This is a genomic window from Pseudomonas sp. BTN1 (genome assembly GCF_001907715.1).
Lineage (GTDB): Bacteria > Pseudomonadota > Gammaproteobacteria > Pseudomonadales > Pseudomonadaceae > Aquipseudomonas > Aquipseudomonas paracarnis.
Window position 1 is genome coordinate 19,320 of sequence record NZ_MPBM01000071.1, and the last position, 18,776, is coordinate 38,095.

15 protein-coding genes are annotated in these 18,776 nt (G+C 59.3%); 4 read left to right on the forward strand and 11 right to left on the reverse strand.

The window, feature by feature from the left end:
- Positions 1-5 precede the first annotated feature (5 nt).
- From BMH52_RS25970 to puuE, 8 genes are all read right to left on the reverse strand, one after another.
- Positions 6-791 carry an outer membrane protein OmpK gene (locus BMH52_RS25970; protein ID WP_003192827.1) on the reverse strand — a complete coding sequence of 262 codons (786 nt, stop codon included), beginning with the start codon at positions 789-791 and terminating at the stop codon, positions 6-8.
- A gap of 23 nt (positions 792-814) precedes the next feature.
- Positions 815-1,183, reverse strand: coding sequence for a hypothetical protein (locus tag BMH52_RS29075; protein WP_133633034.1), 369 nt, complete (start codon positions 1,181-1,183; stop codon positions 815-817).
- 44 nt (positions 1,184-1,227) lie between these two features.
- Positions 1,228-2,571: a nucleobase:cation symporter-2 family protein gene (locus BMH52_RS25975; protein WP_003192826.1), complete on the reverse strand. Its 1,344-nt coding sequence runs from the start codon at positions 2,569-2,571 to the stop codon at positions 1,228-1,230.
- A 195-nt stretch (positions 2,572-2,766) separates the two neighbouring features.
- Positions 2,767-4,050 carry a urate hydroxylase PuuD gene (locus BMH52_RS25980; protein WP_003192825.1) on the reverse strand — a complete coding sequence of 428 codons (1,284 nt, stop codon included), beginning with the start codon at positions 4,048-4,050 and terminating at the stop codon, positions 2,767-2,769.
- Between the two features lie 51 nt (positions 4,051-4,101).
- Positions 4,102-4,605, reverse strand: a complete 504-nt coding sequence (locus tag BMH52_RS25985; RefSeq protein WP_003192823.1) for an ureidoglycolate lyase — start codon at positions 4,603-4,605, stop codon at positions 4,102-4,104.
- A 135-nt stretch (positions 4,606-4,740) separates the two neighbouring features.
- Positions 4,741-5,736 carry an allantoicase gene (gene alc, locus BMH52_RS25990; RefSeq protein WP_014719294.1) on the reverse strand — a complete coding sequence of 332 codons (996 nt, stop codon included), beginning with the start codon at positions 5,734-5,736 and terminating at the stop codon, positions 4,741-4,743.
- Between the two features lie 41 nt (positions 5,737-5,777).
- A complete protein-coding gene (gene uraD, locus BMH52_RS25995; RefSeq protein WP_014719293.1) occupies positions 5,778-6,293 on the reverse strand; it encodes a 2-oxo-4-hydroxy-4-carboxy-5-ureidoimidazoline decarboxylase in 516 nt (171 codons plus the stop codon).
- Entirely contained in the window at positions 6,290-7,216 is a 927-nt protein-coding gene (gene puuE / locus BMH52_RS26000; RefSeq protein ID WP_073845514.1) for an allantoinase PuuE, read from the reverse strand. The genes uraD and puuE overlap by 4 nt, the downstream gene beginning before the upstream one ends.
- A 441-nt stretch (positions 7,217-7,657) precedes the next feature.
- Here puuE and uraH point away from each other — a divergent pair, with 441 nt between their 5' ends.
- Together uraH and BMH52_RS26020 are read left to right on the forward strand one after the other, a co-directional pair.
- Positions 7,658-8,011, forward strand: a complete 354-nt coding sequence (uraH, locus tag BMH52_RS26010) for a hydroxyisourate hydrolase (protein WP_014719291.1) — start codon at positions 7,658-7,660, stop codon at positions 8,009-8,011.
- Positions 8,012-8,159: 148 nt separating this feature from the next.
- Positions 8,160-13,445: a dermonecrotic toxin domain-containing protein gene (locus tag BMH52_RS26020; RefSeq protein WP_158068766.1), complete on the forward strand. Its 5,286-nt coding sequence runs from the start codon at positions 8,160-8,162 to the stop codon at positions 13,443-13,445.
- On the opposite strand, the gene BMH52_RS26025 is transcribed toward BMH52_RS26020, so the two are convergent.
- Complete coding sequence (locus BMH52_RS26025) at positions 13,429-14,067, reverse strand: LysE family translocator (protein WP_014719289.1); 639 nt, start codon at positions 14,065-14,067, stop codon at positions 13,429-13,431. The genes BMH52_RS26020 and BMH52_RS26025 overlap by 17 nt on opposite strands.
- A 66-nt stretch (positions 14,068-14,133) precedes the next feature.
- Positions 14,134-15,480, reverse strand: coding sequence for an NCS2 family permease (locus BMH52_RS26030; protein ID WP_073845518.1), 1,347 nt, complete (start codon positions 15,478-15,480; stop codon positions 14,134-14,136).
- A gap of 290 nt (positions 15,481-15,770) precedes the next feature.
- On the opposite strand from BMH52_RS26030, the gene BMH52_RS26035 reads away from it, so the two are divergent.
- The gene (locus BMH52_RS26035; protein WP_073845554.1) at positions 15,771-16,373 is read left to right on the forward strand and encodes a glutathione S-transferase family protein; all 603 of its coding nucleotides are present in this window, start codon (positions 15,771-15,773) and stop codon (positions 16,371-16,373) included.
- A 102-nt stretch (positions 16,374-16,475) separates the two neighbouring features.
- Here the strand turns inward: BMH52_RS26035 and BMH52_RS26040 are convergent, their stop codons facing one another.
- Positions 16,476-17,372: a LysR family transcriptional regulator gene (locus BMH52_RS26040; RefSeq protein ID WP_073845520.1), complete on the reverse strand. Its 897-nt coding sequence runs from the start codon at positions 17,370-17,372 to the stop codon at positions 16,476-16,478.
- A 111-nt stretch (positions 17,373-17,483) separates the two neighbouring features.
- Between BMH52_RS26040 and BMH52_RS26045 the strand changes: the two genes are divergently transcribed.
- On the forward strand, positions 17,484-18,776 hold the full coding sequence (locus BMH52_RS26045) for a CitMHS family transporter (RefSeq protein ID WP_073845522.1): 1,293 nt from the start codon (positions 17,484-17,486) through the stop codon (positions 18,774-18,776).

Here is an 18,776-nt window from a genome sequence, read left to right on the forward strand (position 1 = left end):
GACCTTTAGAAGTGGTACTTGACCAGGAAGCTTGCTGTGTCCTGAGTCGTTTTGAATGCTCCCGAATCCTCGATCCCGTATTTGTTCTTCCAGTAGTCGTATTCAAAACCCACATACAACTGCTTGTCGCCCCAATGCAGCGCCTTGCCCAAGTCGTATTTGACCTGCGGGTTGAAGTGCAGGTTGGCGTGATAAGTGCCGCGGGCGTTCTTGTCGTTATCCACCACCCAGTCCATGAAACCGTCGATCAGCACGTCGGAATTACCCACGGGAATGGTGTACGACCAGACCGGAGTGATCTGCCACACGCCGTCACCCGGGCGATTGCCCTCGGTCTGGCGCTGGTAGAAGTTCAACTGGAAGTAGTCGAAACCGGGGATGTTCAAGTCGAACGCCGGACCCAGCAGGTAGGACTCGTTATCGCCCTCGCCGAACTCATAGGTGAAGGCCAGCAGCACGTCCTTGATCGGGCCGAACGACAGGTCCTTGTCCAGGATCTTGCCGAACGACAAACGCGGGCTGAACTCGCCGTAGTAAGTATTCGGGCCCACATTGCCGTCTTCCTTGCCGTTGTAAAAGATACGGTCGAGGAAGAAGAAGTTGTCGCCGTACTTCCATGCGTCGGCATGTTCGAAGGTGACGGTTTGCTGGATCTGCGGGTTGACGGTAAAGCTCTTGCCCCACAGATAAGTCAGGCTGTTGTTTTGCCATTGCAACAAGTCACCGGCTACGGCCTGGCCACCGGCCAACAGTGATCCAGCCAGCATCAGGCCTTTGAACATAGGTTTCATTCGGTTGCTCCCGAGTTAAAATTTTATGGTTTTTCTTCTACGCAGGCGCTCTGGTGTGGCGCCTTTTGGTTCGCTGCAAAAATCGTCTGTTCGGTCAGCTTTGATGCTTTTAGCAAGAGCTGCGCCAAGGTGTTCAAAAAGCCAAAAAATCCCCGTCGGCTGCAGCGAATGCAGTCGAATACAGGGGGCTTTTGCGCACTTTGGCAGCAAACATCAGGCCGGGATAAGTTGGCCTTGAGGTCAGCTTTTACATTCGCTGTTTTTTTTTGAGTCGATTCGAGCGGGCGCGGAGAATACTGGCTCCCAGGCCTGGGCTCAAGTGCGCTGTAACAGAGCGCGAGGGGCAAGAATGGGGCGCGGCGTGTGGCCGGCCCCATGTCAAGGTTGTGCATGTGGGGGTTCCCTGTTTGTTGTTATTTTTGTACTAACAAAGGAATCAATGCGTATGTGCGACTTCGGGGCGCTCAGCGCCGCCGAGAATGTTGAACAGGATGTTCAGCGACAGCGCGCTGAGGGTGGCCATGGCGATGCCGCTGTGGGTAATCGGGCTCATCCACAACGGCAGTTGTGCGAAGAACTCCGGGCGTACCACGGGGATCAGGCCCATGCCGATGCTCACCGCCACCAGCAACTGGTTACGGCGGTCGGCGATGTCGGCTTCCTGCAGAATCTTGATCCCGGTTGCCGCCACCATCCCGAACATCGCAATCGCCGCGCCGCCGAGTACCGCAGGTGGAATCGATGCCACCAGATAGGCCGCCTTGGGTAACAGGCTGAGCACGATCAAGAACGCGCCGGCCATGAGCGTGACCGAGCGGCAGCGCACGCCGGTCATCTGCACCAGGCCGATATTCTGCGCGAAGGAGGAGTGGGTAAAGGTGTTGAAGAAGCCGGCAAAGAACGACGCGCCGGCATCACACAACAGGCCGCGTCGCAGCATCTTCGGCGTGACCTCCTGGCCGGTGATCTTGCCCAGGGCGAGGAACATGCCGGTGGACTCGACAAAAATGATCACCACCACCAGGCACATCGACAGGATTGGCGCCAACTCGAACTTGGGCATGCCAAAGTGCAACGGCGTTACCACCTGCACCCATGGCGCCTGGGCCAGGCCACTGAGGTCGACCATGCCGATCACGCCACACAGCGCGTAACCCAGGCCCATGCCGATCAGCACCGAGATGTTCACCCAGAAGCCGCGCATGAAGCGGTTGATCAGCAAGATAGTGCCCAGCACCAGGGCGGCAATCGCCAGGTAGACCGGCGAGCCAAACGTGGCGGCGGCGCTACCTCCGCCGGCCCAGTTCACCGCCACGGGAAACAGCGAAAGGCCGATGGCAGTGATCACCGTACCGGTCACCAGCGGTGGGAAAAAGCGCACCACCTTGGACATGAACGGCGCGATCAGCATGCCGAAGAACCCGGCGGCGATGGTCGCGCCAAAGATGCCCTGCAAACCGATACCGGGCATGCCGGCCATGGCGACCATGCTGCCCACGGCGGCAAAACTGGCGCCCATCATCACCGGCATGCGGATCCCCATCGGGCCGATGCCGAACGACTGCACCATGGTGGCAATACCGGCTACGAGTAGGTCGGCGTTGATCAGAAAGGCGATTTCTTCACGGCTCAAGCCGGCGGCTTGGCCAATGATCAGGGGCACGGCGACGGCACCGCCGTACATCAGCAAGACGTGTTGCAGGCCTACCAGAATCAATTGCAAGAGGGGCAGCCGCACCATGGCGGGCGCGGCAGGAGTCTGCGTTTCTAACTGGGACATGCAACACCTCGAATCTTTTTATTTTTGTGTTGTTTGGCATTCAATTGCCGGATGAAACTCAATCTTCAAGCCATCACTGATCTCCCTTGTGGGAGCTGGCTTGCCTGCGATGGCGGTGTGTCAGTCAACGAAAGCGTTGGTGATCTACCGCTATCGCAGGCAAGCCAGCTCCCACATGGGAACGGTGTGAAACAGTCAGTTGGTGCGCGCCCCCTGGTTGATCCAGGTGCCAATCAAATCCCGCTCCTGCTGGGTCATCTGGGTAATGTTGCCCAGCGGCATGATCTGGCTGGCCACGGCCTGCGCTTGAATGCGCGCGGCCTGTTGCTGGATCTGTGCCGGTGTGTCGAACATCACCCCAGCCGGAGCGGTGCTGAACAGCGGGCTGGTGGGCTTGGCCGAGTGGCACACGGTGCAGCGTTGCTCGATCACGTGGTGCACCTGGCCGAAGTCCGTGGTGGCCTGGGCCGGTGCCGGTTCAGCGGCGGGTGCGGCAGGCGCGGCGGGTTTCAAGCCACCGCCCAATGCAGTTTCCGGCAGGGGTTGGTACTCGATGGCAGCCGGTGCCTTGGCAATCGGTTCAGCCGGTTTGGGCCCGGTCACGTAGGCCAGGCTGATCATCGCCAAGGCGCCCACGGGCAAGGTCCACGCATACTTCTGGCTGTCATGCCGGGTGTTGAAGTAATGGCGCACCAACACCGCCGCCACCGCGATCCCGGCCAGGATCAGCCAGTTGTATTGGCTGCCATAGGTGCTCGGGAAGTGGTTGCTGATCATGATGAACAGCACCGGCAAGGTGAAGTAGTTGTTGTGGCGTGAGCGCAACAGGCCCTTGGCCGGCAGCGCCGGGTCGGGTGTGCGGTTCTCGGCGATGGCCGCCACCAGCGCGCGTTGGGCCGGCATGATGATGCGGAACACGTTCCCCACCATGATCGTGCCGATCACCGCACCCACGTGCAGGTAGGCACCCCGGCCGCTGAATACCTTGCTGAAGCCGTAAGCCGCCGCAATCAACAGCACGAACAGGATCAAGCCGAGCAGGGCAGGGCGTTTGCCCAGGGCCGAGTCGCACAGAAAGGAGTAGATGAACCAGCCGGCGAACAGTGAGCCGATGCCCAGCAACACGCCTTCGGTGCCGCTGAGGCTGCTGCCGGGGGCGAGCAGGTACAGCGTGGGGTTGAGGTAGAACACCACGCACAGCAGCGCGACGCCCGACATCCAGGTGAAATAGGCTTCCCATTTGAACCAGTGCAGGTTGTCCGGCATGGTCGGCGGGGCCAGTTTGTATTTTTCCAGGTGGTAGATACCGCCACCGTGGATCGCCCACAAGTCACCGGCCAGGCCGTTCTTGGGGTTGACGCGATTAAGGTTGTTTTCCAGCCAGACGAAGTAGAAAGAAGCGCCGATCCAGGCGACGCCAGTGATCATGTGAACCCAGCGCACGCTCAGGTTCAGCCATTCCAACAGATGTGCTTCCACAGTCTTTACCTCTCGCCTGTCACCCTTGTTGTCGGGTGATCAGACCTTCTCTTATTGGTGGGGGGCGAGGATCAACCGCTCATCCTCTTTGAAAAAATGCTCATCGCAGTTATTGCCTGTGCCACTGCGATCAACCACCAGGAAGTCATCCCGCTTTTCGATCGTCAGCACCGGGTGGTGCCAGACGCCGCGATGGTAATTAATGCCCTGCCTGCCGTTGGTGACGAAGGCGCGGACCAAGCCCGATACAGGTTCATCGCCAAGTGGCGCGACCACGATCAGAAAGGGGTTGCCGAGCAGCGGAATGAAAGCCTGGCTGCCCAGCGGGTGTCTCTCCAGCATGCACACGGTCAGCGGCATGTCCTGCGCGTCGGCGCGGAAGATGCTGATGATGGCGTGGTCTTCCGGCTTCGCGGTTTCGACCGTGGCCAGTTTGTGAAAGCGCATGGTCGACCCGTTGTTGATCATGAAGTGATCGCTGCCATCGGTTTCGATAACGTCTCCGAAAGGGGCGAAGGCTTCTTTGGTCAGGGGTTCGATCATCAGTGTGCGCATGGCTGTCTTCTTATCTTGTCTATAGATCGTTCCCACGCTCTGCGTGGCAACGCTGCCCTGGACGCTCTGCGTCCGCTGTGTGACGCGGAGCGTCACGGGATGCGTCCCCACGCAGAGCGTGGGGACGATCGGGTGTTATTTCGAGACTTTGCCCAGGACACGCAGGCGACTCACACCACCATCCGGGAACACGTTCAAGCGGATGTGGGTAATCGGCCCCAGCGCCTTGATCTGCTCGGCGAAGGTGTGTTCGGCGTGCATTTCCAGCTTCTGCGCCGGCAGCAGTTCGCGCCAGAACAGCGACTGGGTTTCGATCTGGCTGTCGGTGCCGCCTTTCACGAAAGCGCCCTGGATCGAGCAGGTATCCGGGTAGTTGCCCTTGAAGTGCAGGGTGTCGACCACGATTTTCTCGATCTCGCCCGGGTGGCCCAAGGCGACGATCACCCAGTCATTGCCCGGTGTACGACGACGCGCGGTTTCCCAGCCATCGCCCATGTTGATGCCGCGGCCCGGGTTGAGGATGTTGCTCATGCGGCCGAAGTGTTCGTCGGAACAGGCCAGGGCACGACCGCCATTGAGCGCGGCAGCCAGGTCGACCTGTTCGTTGTCGCCCACCGAAGACCAGTCGCGGAACGGCACGCCGTACACACGCAGACGGGCCACGCCGCCATCCGGGTAGATGTTGAAGCGCAGGTGGCTGAACGCCTGGTCGTTGTTGATCTCGTGGTAGTGGTGGCTGTTGCCTTGCAGCTCGACGGCTGACAGCACTTCCACCCACTGGGTGTTGGCATCCGGCTCGCCCGAGGCCAGGAAGCAGGCTTCCAGGGAAGCCGACGGCGGGAAGTTGCCGGTGAAGAATGAAGTGTCGATGTCCACGCCTTTGATCGAACCCGGCACGCCCAGGCGGATCACCGCACTGTCGTAGCCTTCGAAGCGCTTGCGGCGTGACTCCCAGCCGTCCATCCACTTGCCGTTGTCATCGAAAACGCCCTCCTTCCACACGGCCGGGGTCGGCTGGAACAGGCGGTTGGCGTCAGCGAACCAGTCATCGGTCACCGAGATGATCTTGGTGCCCAGGCGGGCGTCGGCCAGGTTGACGAACTTTTCGAAAGGTACGGCGTAAGCTTTCATTCTTCTTGTCTGCCTTAGATAGAGTGGCTGGGGATGGACTGCTAGAGGGTCAGTAAACGGAACAACGCGATCTTGTTGATCTCGTCCAGCGCGCACTTGAACTCGGTGTCTGCCGAATTGTGGATGCGCGTTTCGAACGCGGCGAGGATCTGATGCCGGTTGCTGCCTTTTACCGCCATGATGAAGGGAAACTTGAACTTGGCTTTGTAGGCCTCATTCAGCTCGGTGAAGCGAGAAAACTCTTCGGCCGTGCATTGGTGAATACCCGCGCCCGCTTGTTCATCGGTGCTGGCTTGGGTCAGTTGGCCCTGGACGGCAGCTTTTCCGGCCAGGTCCGGGTGAGCATTGATCAGCGCCAGTTGCGAGGCGTGATCAGCACTCAACAGGATATCGCTCATGCGCTGGTGCAGGGTTTCGATCTGGTCGATCGACGCGTCCTGGCCCAGGTCGAAGGCCTTTTCGGCCACCCATGGCGAGTGTTCGTAGATATCGGCAAAGGCCTGGACGAAGGCGTCGCGGCTCAAGGTCGAAGGTTTCAGGGTCTGGAACGCAGTCATTTCGCCGCTCCCGGGAAAGGGTGGGTTTGGTGCCAGTGACGGGCGATGTCCACGCGGCGGGTGAACCACACCTGGTCATGGCCTTTGACGTATTCAATGAAGCGCTTGAGCGAGGCCAGGCGTGCCGGGCGGCCGATCAGGCGGCAATGCAGGCCGATGGACAGCATCTTTGGCGCTTCGGCACCTTCGGCATACAGCACGTCGAAGGCGTCCTTGAGGTATTCGAAAAAGTCGTCGCCCTTGTTGAAGCCCTGCACCTGGGTGAAGCGCATGTCGTTGGTGTCCAGGGTATAGGGGATCACCAGGTGCGGCTTGCCGTTGGGGGTGTTGGGTTCCCAGTAGGGCAGGTCGTCGTCGTAGGTGTCGCAGTCGTACAGAAAGCCACCTTCCTCCATCACCAGGCGACGGGTGTTGGGGCCGCTGCGGCCGGTGTACCAGCCCAGTGGGCGTTCACCGGTGAGTTCGGTGAGGATGCGGATGGCTTCGAGCATGTGCTCGCGCTCCTGAGCCTCGTCCATGTACTGGTAGTCGATCCAGCGGTAGCCGTGGCTGCAAATCTCGTGGCCGGCGGCGACCATGGCGCGGATCACGTCCGGATGCCGCTGGGCGGCCATGGCCACGGCGAAGATGGTCAGCGGGATGTCGAACTCTTTGAACAACTTGAGGATGCGCCACACACCGGCACGGCTGCCGTACTCATACAGCGACTCCATGCTCATGTTGCGCTCGCCTTGCAGCGGTTGGGCCGAGACCATTTCCGAAAGGAAGGCTTCGGACTCTTTGTCGCCATGCAGGATATTGCGCTCGCCGCCTTCTTCGTAGTTGAGTACGAACGACAGCGCAATGCGTGCCTTGCCCGGCCAGTGGGGGTGAGGAGGGTTACTGCCGTAACCGATCAGGTCGCGTGGGTAGTCAGCGCTCACTGCAGTCTTCCTTCTTGTTCGTGGTAGCAGGTGTGTGTGGCGTCCGGGCAGTGGAATGACTGAGTGGCGTCACAGCGATGAGTGATTGTATACAACTTATCGCGAACTTTGTAAGCCTGCATTTCTGCATTTTTTCTGAACGGGCTCTCTACGGGTCTCTGCAAGAAACTTGCCTGAATGGTCAGATTAAAATGAAAAAGCCCACTGTAGGAGCGAGCTTGCTCGCGAAAAACCCGAGCGCGCCACTTTTCATCCTGAAAGCCCGCGTCATCGTTGACGTTTTTCGCGAGCAAGCTCGCTCCTACAGGGGATTGGAAGGCTGTGGAATTTATTGTGTACAATTTTCATAAAAAGTGTCTTAATCGGTCATCGCCGGCTTTTTCAACGCTCTGAAAAGGTGCGGGTTTCTCAATCACTGACTTCCGGAGGCGCATAGAAGCCATGGGACGTTTGACCACACACGTTTTGGACGCTGCACACGGCTGCCCTGGCAGCGCAATCAAGGTTGAGCTCTACCGTGTCGAAGGCACGCAGCTTGAGCTCGTCGCTACCGCCACTACCAACGGAGACGGTCGTTGCGACGCGCCGCTGCTGCAAGGCGACGACTACCGCAGCGGCGTGTACCAACTGCAGTTCAGCGCCGGTGATTACTACCGTGCCCGCGGTGTGCAATTGCCTGAACCTGCCTTCCTTGACGTGGTGGTGTTGCGCTTTGGTATCAGTGCCGAGCAAGACCACTACCACGTGCCTCTGCTGATTTCGCCTTACAGCTACTCCACTTATCGCGGTAGCTGAGTCGTCACCTCGCTTCACACCCCCAAATGCTCTTCGTTGGTTTCGCCCGCGCACACTGCGGGCTTTTTTTCGCTCAACTATCTAGCCCCTCTTGCTCATTGATGGGCCCTAGGCTGGTTTTTCCTCAGTGCATAGAGAAGAAAACACCATGACCTTGCCCCCTGATCAGCTCGGCGTTACAGCGCCCTCCAGTGACCCTGACGACACCCTTGAGGAGGACGCGCCGCCCTTTTTCGTCGATGCCGATTTACAGGCCCTACGCACTCCGTTGCGAGAACGGATCAACGCCTATCCCCATCCCAGCCGCCTGATCAATCAGATCGGGCTGGCCGACGCGAGATGCCGCGAGTCGACACGGGCGCTCACACGCCTGATAGGGCGCTCACCCAGGATCTTGAAGGTGATCCGCGCCCAGTTGCAGAAGGCGTTCGAGATTGACCCGGACAGTCTGCTCTTCACCGACCCCATGCCTCCGCGTTTACCGCAGAAAGTCGACACCTTGACTGATCGTGCGTTGTTGCTGCTGGTCCGCCCTTCGGTGCCTTTCAATATCAATCAATACACCCTCCTCAGCGTCAAGGGCGCGCCTGACCGTCGGTTGCCCTATACACCGCTGGAAGCGCTGCGGCGGGTTATCGCGTTGGGGCTGTTTGAGCGGTTGGGTCGCGCAGCCAATCAATATTGGGACGCGCTGGAGTACGGCTCCTGGCTCACACGCCGGGAGCGTTGGATCGAGCTGCACCAGGCGCTTTTTGCTGACCGGGCCTTTATTGCCAGGCAACTGAACGAGCTATCACGGGCTGGATTGGCCATGGTTCAGGCCGTGATCGATGCACCAACCGCTGAAGCACGCCTGCGTGCGGGCGGACAGTGGGCCGATGTGCGAGTAGGCCCGTTGATGTGGCCGGGTAACCCTGCGGTGGCTATTGCGGGCGCGTTGCATTTCTATCGTGAGGGCGATCCCGATGATGTGCCTCATGTTGTCTATTTACCGGGTGTGGCTCGCAATTTTTACGAGTACCCGTCTTTCGTCGCCCTGGCGTGCGGCGTGCAGGCGCTGGGCAGGTCTCGTCTACACGAGCTCTGGCAATGTTTGCCATTAAGTCGTCGCTCTGTGTTGCATCCACCTGCAACGTTCTCCTCGGTATCCACTGTCTCTCGAGGCGTGGAGCTTATGGAGGATGCGCTGGCGTCGAGCGCGCAGGCGTTGTTGGAAGGGCAATGGGCCAATGAATTGGCGTGTACGGTAAAAAGCAACCACGCCCATGTGTTTGCCGCCGGAACGTCACAGCCTCTGGAGTCAGCAGTTGTTCTCGCACGAGTGGAGCGTAACCGGCAGCAGTTGATCGGCGGGGCCCGACTTGGCCCGCTTCGAGAGCAGTTGCTCAAATGGGACCAGCAACGACGACACGCCGAAATAATCTTTGGCAGCACTGCGCCAGGCTTGGCCGAATACACCGTAGAACACCGGATCAAACGCTACGAAAAAGGGCTGGTTGCGTTGCTCGATCCCGATGATTTGAGTAACGATACGCCCGCATACCAGGCATTTGTATCGCTGGTATCCCAGCTCAACGCCCATGCCCAAACGATGGACAGGTGGGTGCAGGATGCCCAGCAACGGCTGTTCGAGGTGGCATTTTGGGCTGAGCGCCCTGGTGGAAAGGGTACGCTCAGGCGCGGCACGTTGTTTCTTGACGCCCAGACTGAGGCGCTACGCTGTGAGGTGCAATTGCAGCATCGACTCAAGTTGATAAGCACCGCGCATCGGGACCTGATCATCGAAGTGCTCGATCAGCCTTTGCCGTCAAAACGTCCAGACAGTCAAACCCGAGTGCTGTCAATTGCGATTGGCAATGACCCGGATGCCTTCTATCCGCTCCATAACATGTGGGTGGTGACTACGGCGGCGGCGGTACGGGTGCCGCGACGCCAGCATGCGGTAGTCCTGTGCGGTTTCGGAGCGGAAGGTGGGGTGCAGGGGTTTTCCGGACTGGACGCCCTGACCCGAAGTATCAAAGCGAGCCTTGAGAGTTGGGACCGCAGCGCGCTGTGGGACTATGTCGAGCACGACAAGCGTAACGACTTGCGCTCACACGCGGCGCGTGGAACGCTGGCTGTGCGCTACGTACCGATTAATGGCAAGCCCGCACTGGCTGCGATCAAGACATTGCTTGGGTGCTATCAGCGCCTGCACAACAGCACAGAAGACATCCCACGCATATTCAACGGCGTGAAAGATGCGCAGATAAGCCGCGCGCTGCTGCTGGCAGAACTGCAAGAGCAGCTCAAGGCACCTGTCAGTGACGCCCAGAGCCGCGCCCAGGCCAATGTCGAGTTGTTGCGCAAAACCGCACTGCAAGCGAAGAAACTGCCAGCTTGGCTGGAGCACGCATCCCGTTACCAGCGTAAGAAGTTCAGGCGATCGCAGCGCTTTTACCTGAGCAGTACTTTTGCATTCAAGACAAGGCTTGAAGACCAGTTGCCCGGTCTGGAAACCTTCGCTCGCCGTGCCCTGATCGATCGCTTGCGGTTGGACGGCATACCTGCGCAGTTTGATATCGACCAGCCCTTCATTGATATGCCCGATGATGTTCAAGGCAGTTATTGTGGATGGACAAGCGGTTGTGCCATTGGCGACCGCGCCATAAAACTTACCCCGACCCTGAAGCGCACCACCTACAGCCTGCTACAACTGGCGCAGCATAACCTGGACCCACTGGCGCCCTGGACGCAGTGGCGACTCAATCGCGCCCGCTATTTGCAACCTGAATGGAAAAATCAACTGAATGCCGCTTACTTGATCCGTACGATTTCCTCGCTGGATGTCGGCGGTCAGTACGACGCGTTGATCAACCAGGTTTTTTACCCGCCTGGCGATACCCTCCACACGCTCAGCAAAGGGCGCATTCCCGAGTTACTGAACCGGACGTTGCTTGCCGGCACTGAGCAACATCTGTTGTTGGCCACGCAACAAGGCTTGACGGCAACCGCGCAAAGTATCTTCACCACGGCGATGGCGGCACGAACGCCGCAAGACTTGTTGAAAAACCAACATGAGCTGCAACTGCATGTGCTTCATTTAGTGGGCCACACGATGCAGCATGACCGCTATATCGCGGGCCTGGTGATCGTGCGAGACCTGCGGTCGGGGCATTGCGTGATCTATTGGCCGAATGCTTCGCCCGCGTTGGTTCTCACCGAGTACTGCAGTTTGCAACAAGCCCAGGATGCATTGAACCGCCTTGGCGCACGGCCTGAAAACACCCAGATGCTGGCGAGGCAGATCGCACCCGGCTGGGCATTTCAGGCAATTACCCATCACCCGGTCAGGGTCGATAGGCTCGGTGCTGCCGTCAGTTACCTGGACGCTATACCTGCGTTTGCCATGGTCAAAGGGATATGGCAAGCGGTTGAGTTTGTTCGCTCCTTCGGTATCAAGCACTTGGAGCCGACGGTGCTGCCGGATGAGGTTGAGCAGGTAATCCTTGAGCAGATTGCCAGTGAACCTGAGGCTTGGCTGGCAATTGTCCCCACGTCCCACAGTGATGCCCAGGCATTGCTTTACGACGCCCCGGTGCTGGAGTTGAAACGTCAGACCCAGGCAGCCAGCCATTCCGGCAAAGCGCTGGATGAGTATCGCACTCGTCGCCTGGGCGAGCAGGGCGAGACACGCAGGCGCCGGTTGATCGCTTTTTTCTCTCCGTTATTCGGGATGTTCAATGATGCCTACGAGTTGCTGCTTGTGGCGCGGCGCTTTCATCGCTATGGGGACCCTCATGATGCCGTTGACGTGGGTTTTATGAGTGCGTTTATGGCGGCTGACCTGCTGACAAACTTTATACCGGGGCCCAAGGGGCGCGGCAGTGCTGTGGCCAAGGTGACGCGTCCTGCGCCGAGGGCTTTACTGGCACGCATACACCGCATGCGCATGGCCGTGCGCGGTAGCCTTGCGCGCGTGAAGGTGCCCGTTGTAACTCAGCTCAAGGTGTTCGACCGGTTCAAAATCAAGGCGATTGCTGACGACGCCGTGGCGCTGAAAGGCCCGGGCAAAAAGGGGATCCATGTCAAAAAGGGTGAGCTGTTTCTGGCAGACGATACGCACCATTACCCGATTTACCAGCGCGAAAACGAACAGGTATTTCGACTCAAAAATACCCGGCAGCCGGGCCAAGACGAGTTGATCTTGCACATCGATCAGCCCGGTGAACGCTTGTTGGGCTCGGGCGACCCTCAACCGGGGCCCAGCTCGGGGGTGCTCAACCCCTGGCGCGTAGAAGTAGAGGCGCTACGGGATTGGTTCCCACCGACTGTGCGTTCTGCTACACAAAGCACCATTGTCCAGTCCTCAACGGCCGCCACCCACTGGTTCGATTGGCGTATTCGAGCCCAGGCCATTGAGCTGTCGGACTCAACGATACCTGGCGTTTTACGTGTGCAATCGACTCCTCAAGGAGCCTTCTACAATGCCATCTATATCGGCGCGAGGTATGACACACCGAGCGCTGGATCGGGAATCGGATATTACAGGCTACTGGAAACGGGGGATCAGGCGCCATTGACCGACATTGCGTTTATTACCAGGGATACGCAGCAGGTTTCATTGGCTCGCACTGATATTGAGCGCTGGACAAGTACGGCAATCAACGATCAGCCCATTCCGGTATCACGCACTTCGGCGGGCGAGTGGCAGTTGCATGCGCCGCTGTTCGACAGGCCACTGGAGCGCTATGTGGGCAGTGCTTTTCCCGCCTTGACAAATACAAGCCAAGCGCTGGCAGTCGCCAGGCTGATTGAGTTGTCGGGGCCGCCACAACTGGCAACGGCCAGTCATTTACTGAATATTCGCGCAACGCTCGACAAGTGGTTGCTTGCGGTAAATGGGCGTGTTGGCCAGACGGATGATTTGCTGCAGATGTTGCGGCCCAATGAGCGGCGCAAAGAGATGGTGTACGTCGGTTACGATGGCAAGGCGCCAGGCTTCACGCGTGTTGACTTCACGCCGCCTCACCCGTTGGATCCGCGCCTTCAATTTGGCGTCACACCGGTCAGGACGCAGCGGCTCGAGGCAGAGCGCTCTGCCGTCAGAGCCGTGCTGGAGCAGCAGGGCTTCGCCGTCCAGGATTTGTCTTTGCGGCGGCAGGGGACACCCACTGGAGAATTCAGCCACGAATCAGTTGTGACGCATCGTCATTCGAACAAAATTTACTATGTCGCCTATCAATGGCTTGAGACGGGGCGAATGACATTGAGAACCAAGCTGACGGACAAGTGGATTCGGTTCGCAATTAAATTACACCCCGACTCTCTTCTATTGAAAGCGGTCGACAGCGCGCTGCAAGAACAGCGCTTGGTGCGGATCGTGGCGGGTATCCAATGGGCGACGAAGGGCAATCTGAACCCCAGCGTCTACTTCGTCAAATTGGCCCCCTAGCGTTGACGAGTGCCGCTGCTGCGGCGCCACCAAACAGTGCGGCACTGATCCGATTGAACCAGCTCTGGCCCGAGCCGCTGCGTAAATAGCGCGCAGCGCCATGGGCGCCCAAGCCGTAAGCCAACTTGCACAGCAGATCAAGCAGCGTCCAGGTGACGATCATGACCAGCAACTGCGGCAGGAACGGTTGCTGGCTGCTGAGAAATTGTGGCAGGAAGGCAGCGAAAAACAGGATGTCCTTGGGGTTGCTGGCGCCCAGTACAAAAGCCCGGCCAAACAATGCACGAAAGCGTGGTACTGGCGCAGCGTGCGGAACTTCAGCGCCTGCATTGGGCAGACGCGATTGCTGCCAGCTCTGCCACGCCAGGTAGAACAGGTAGAGTGCGCCGACAATTTTGAGCGCGCTGAACAGTTGTTCGGACGCCAGTAACAGCGCGCCCAGGCCCAGGGCCGAGGCGCTCAACAGGCAGATCGAGGCAAACACACCACCGAGAAACGCCGGGTACGAGCGGCGCAGGCCATAGTTAAGGCTGTTGCTGATCATCAGCAATGAGAGCGGGCCGGGGATCAGGATCACCACCAGCGCAGCGCCGCTGAACAGCAGCCAGGTTTCCAAGGTCATTTACATTCCTCCCTTTCATGCAAAAGCCTCACCCGAAGGTGAGGCGGTTTTTCAGCCCTTCCCGAACTACAGAAAGATGAACTTGGCGATAAAGATCGCGCACAGCACCCAAAGGCTGATGGAAATCTCGCGGTACTTGCCGGTGCCGGCTTTCAACGCCACGTAAGTGATAAAACCCAGGGCGATTCCGTCGGCGACCGAAAACGTCAACGGCATCATGATCGCGGTGACGATCGCCGGAATGCTGTCGGTGGCTTCATCCCAGTTGATATGGGCCATGCTCGCCATCATCAGCATCGCAACGTAAATCAACGCGCCCGCGGTGGCGTAGGCGGGAATCATGCCGGCCAGCGGCGCAAAAAACATCGCCGCCACGAACAATATGCCCACGGTCACCGCGGTCAAACCCGTACGGCCGCCAGCAGCCACACCGGAGGCACTTTCTACATAGCTGGTCACCGGCGGTACACCGACCATGGCGCCGAACACGCTGGACGCACTGTCAGCCTTCAAGGCGCGAGACAGGTTGTCGATCTTGCCATCGGCATTCACAAGTCCTGCGCGTTGCGCAACGCCCATCAGTGTACCGGCAGTGTCGAACATGTGTACAAAAAGAAAGGCAAATACCACGCTGATCATGCTCACATTGAACACACCCATCACGTCCATGGCCATCCAGGTCGGTGCCAGGCTCGGTGGAGTGGCGAGAATGCCGTTGTAGTGCACCAGGCCCAGGCCCCAGCCGGCCAGGGTCACGGCGATGATGCTGATGAGAATTGCGCCGAATACGCGGTGATAACTGAGGATAGCAATCAGCAGGAAGCACACCGCCGCCAGCAACGGCGCGGGCTCATGCAGGGAGCCGAGCTTGATCAGCGTAGCCGGGCTGTCGACAATGATGCCGGCGGTTTTCAGGCCGATCACCCCCAGGAACAAACCCACGCCGGCGCCCATGGCATGGCGCAGGCTGACCGGAATACTGTTGAGCAACCATTCGCGGATACGCGACAGCGTCAGGATCATGAACAGCACACCCGAGACAAATACCGCACCGAGGGCGGTTTCCCAGGTGTAACCCATGGTGCCGACCACGGTGTAGGTGAAAAACGCGTTCAAGCCCATGCCCGGCGCCAGGCCCACTGGCCAGTTGGCGTACAGGCCCATCAGCAGGCAACCCAGCGCCGCGGCGATGCAGGTGGCGACGAAAGCCGCGCCGTGGTCGATACCGGCATCGGCCATGATGTTGGGGTTGACGAAGATGATGTAGGCCATGGTGATAAAGGTGGTGAGGCCGGCGATCAGCTCGGTCTTCACTGTGGTGCCATGCAAGCGCAGTTTGAACAGGCGTTCCAGCCAACCGCCTCGGGGCGCGGCCAGGTCCAACGTAGGGGCTTCGGTTTTGCGGCTATCCACAGCGAGTACTCCTCAATCGTTTTATTGTTATTTCCAGCGCCGGTCACATGAGTGGGCAACAGCGCTTTGAGGTACCGGCGGGTTTGTTGACCAAAAGGTCAGGAACTCGCACGAAGCGAATTATGCTTTTGTATACAAATAAAGCAAATAATGTTTTCGATTGTCTCGGCGAAAAGGGATGAAAGGCGCAGGCCAAGGGATTTATTCTGCGCAACGCCTTGAAACAAGCCTTCGATACCCGCACCTTGTGGGCGCAAGCATTCGGTCAGCGCGGCGAAAAGGGGAGCCCCATGTACAAGGTTTATGGCGATTACAAGTCGGGCAATTGCTACAAGGTCAAATTGATGCTCAATCTGTTGGGCATCCCGTATGAATGGATCGATATCGATATCCTCAAGGGCGATACCCAGACCCCTGAGTTCCTGGCCAAGAACCCTAATGGCAAGATCCCGGTATTGGAGCTTGAAGACGGCACCTGCCTGTGGGAGTCCAACGCGATTCTCAACTTCCTCGCCGATGGCAGCGAATTCCTGCCGACCGAACCGCGCCTGCGTACCCAGGTATTGCAGTGGCAGTTTTTCGAGCAGTACAGCCATGAGCCTTACATTGCGGTGGCGCGGTTTATTCAGTTCTACCTGAACATGCCCGAGGATCGGCTGGAAGAATACAAGACCACCCACAAAGGCGGTTACAAGGCCTTGAGAGTGATGGAGCGTCAGCTTCAAGCCACGCCTCATTTAGTGGGCGAGCAGTTTTCCATTGCCGATATTGCGTTGTATGCCTACACCCATGTGGCCCATGAAGGCGGCTTTGACCTGGCGCCGTATCCGGCGGTGCAGGCGTGGTTGCAGCGCGTGGCCAGTCATCCCAAGTACGTGGCGATGCTCGACTGACTCCCTCGGTCCAATGTGGGAGTTGGCTTGCCTGCGATAGCGTCACCCTGGCGCCCCGGCTAAACCGAGGTGTCTGCATCGCAGGCAAGCCAGCTCCCACATTTAGCGCGGCGGCGTGTCAGGCAGTGCTTTGTTGAGCAGTTCAAAGCAGCGCTGCGCCGCCGGGCTCAAGCCCATCCCGCTACGGCTGATCAACCCGATCTCTCGATTCACCCCGGGATGATCGATGCTGATCCGCTTCAAACCTTCCAGGCTATCCGCCGCTGACTCCGGCAACACACTGATGCCCAGGCCCTGGCGCACCAAGGCCAATACGGTCGACATGTAGTTGGCCTCCATGCCGGCGTTCAGCGTCAGGCGTGTCTCATCGAACAGCGTGTCCACTTGCTCGCGCACACTGCTGTCGCGGCCGGTCAGGATGATCGGCTGGTCCGCCAATTGTTCCAGAGTCAGTTGGCGATGGCGGGCGAGCGCATGGCCCGATGGCACAAATGCGCACAGCCGATCATTGAGCACCGGCACGAAGTCCAGCCCGTGGCTCAGGCGGGCGCGCACGCCGATGCCGAAATCCACTTCGCCGTTGCGAACCTTTGCATGAATGCGCTGGGCCACCAGGTCATGCAGGCGCACTTCGATGCCGGCGAAGCGTTGGCGAAACAGGCGCAAGGCCGGGGGCAGAGCGCCTGCGCAGACTGAGGGCAGGGCGGCAATGGTCACCACGCCGCGGCGCAAGGCGGCGAGGTCGCGGGAGCCGGTGACGATGTTGTCCAGGTCCAGCAGCAGTTTTTCCATGGGCCCGCGCGCCTCCTGGCCCGCAGCGGTAATGCTCACGTGGCGCGGGCTGCGGTCGAGCAGGGCGACGCCGAGCCAGTCTTCCAGTTGTTGCACCTGCACGGTGAGGGCCGACGGCGAAAGGTGTAACTCGCTGGCCGCTTTGGTGAAACTGCCAGTGCGGGCCACCGCGAGGAAGGCCTGGATGTGCTGGATCGAGTTCTTCATTTTGTTTTTCCGAACGTTATAGGCCGAATATTCCAATTTACAAAGACTAACCCGCTTCCAATACTCCAGGGAAAACAATAACTGGCCAACAAGGCCGCTCTGGAGTAACCCATGCTCGCAACCCTGGGTGTCATCACCATCCTGTGCCTGCTCGCTGCCGTCATGAGCAAACGTCTCTCGCCGCTGGTGGCCTTGATCGCCTTGCCGATCATTGCCGCGCTGATCGGTGGATTCGGCCTGCAAACCAGCGCCTTCATCATTACCGGTATCAAGAACGTCGCCCCTGTGGTGGGCATGTTTGTGTTCGCGATCCTGTTTTTCGGGATCATGACTGACGCGGGCATGCTCGATCCCATCATTGATCGCATCCTGCGCACGGTCGGGACGCGTCCTACACGAATTGTGGTGGGTACTGCGACCCTGGCGTTGCTGGTACACCTGGACGGCTCTGGCGCGGTGACCTTTTTAGTGACGGTGCCGGCGATGCTGCCGTTGTATACGCGGCTGGGCATTGATAAACGCATCCTCGCCTGCGTGTGTGCGATGGCCGCAGGCGTCAACTTCCTGCCCTGGACCGGCCCGGTGCTGCGTTCGTCGGCGGCGCTGCATGTGCCGGTGGCCGACCTGTTCCAGCCGCTGATCCCGGTGCAGATCGTCGGGCTGATCTTTGTCTTCGCCTGCGCCTGGTGGCTGGGTCATCGCGAAGAAAAACGCCTGGGCCTGGGCGCCGGTTCCAGCGTGGAGGCGGTGCCGCAACGAGTGCTCAGCGACAACGACATCAAGCTGCGTCGTCCACGGTTGTTCTGGGTCAACCTGGTGCTGACCGTGCTGGTGATGGTGTTGATGATCGCCGGCTGGGTCGACCCGGTGGTGATGTTCATGCTCGGCACCGTGGTTGCGTTGTGCATCAACTATCCCAACGTGGACGCCCAGCGTGCGCGCATTGACGCCCATGCGAAAACCGCCCTGACCATGGCCAGTATCCTGCTCGCCGCCGGGGTATTTACCGGCATCATGCAAGGCACCGGCATGCTCAAGGCCATCGCCGAAGTGGCGGTGGCGCAGATTCCGGCGGGCCACGGCAAGTTGATCCCGGCCGTCGTGGGCTTTTTGTCCATGCCCCTGAGCATGTTGTTTGACCCCGATTCTTACTATTTCGGCGTGATGCCGGTGATCGCCGAAGTCGGCAAAGCCCTGGGCGTCGACCCGCTTCAGGTGGCCCAGGCTTCGCTGCTGGGCGTGCACACCACCGGCTTCCCGGTCAGCCCGCTGACCCCTGCGACCTTCCTGCTGGTGGGCCTGTGCAAGATCGAACTGGCCGATCACCAGCGCTTCACCATTCCTTTCCTGTTTGCCGCCTCGGTGTTGATGACCCTGACGGCGTTGCTCCTGGGAGTGATTTGA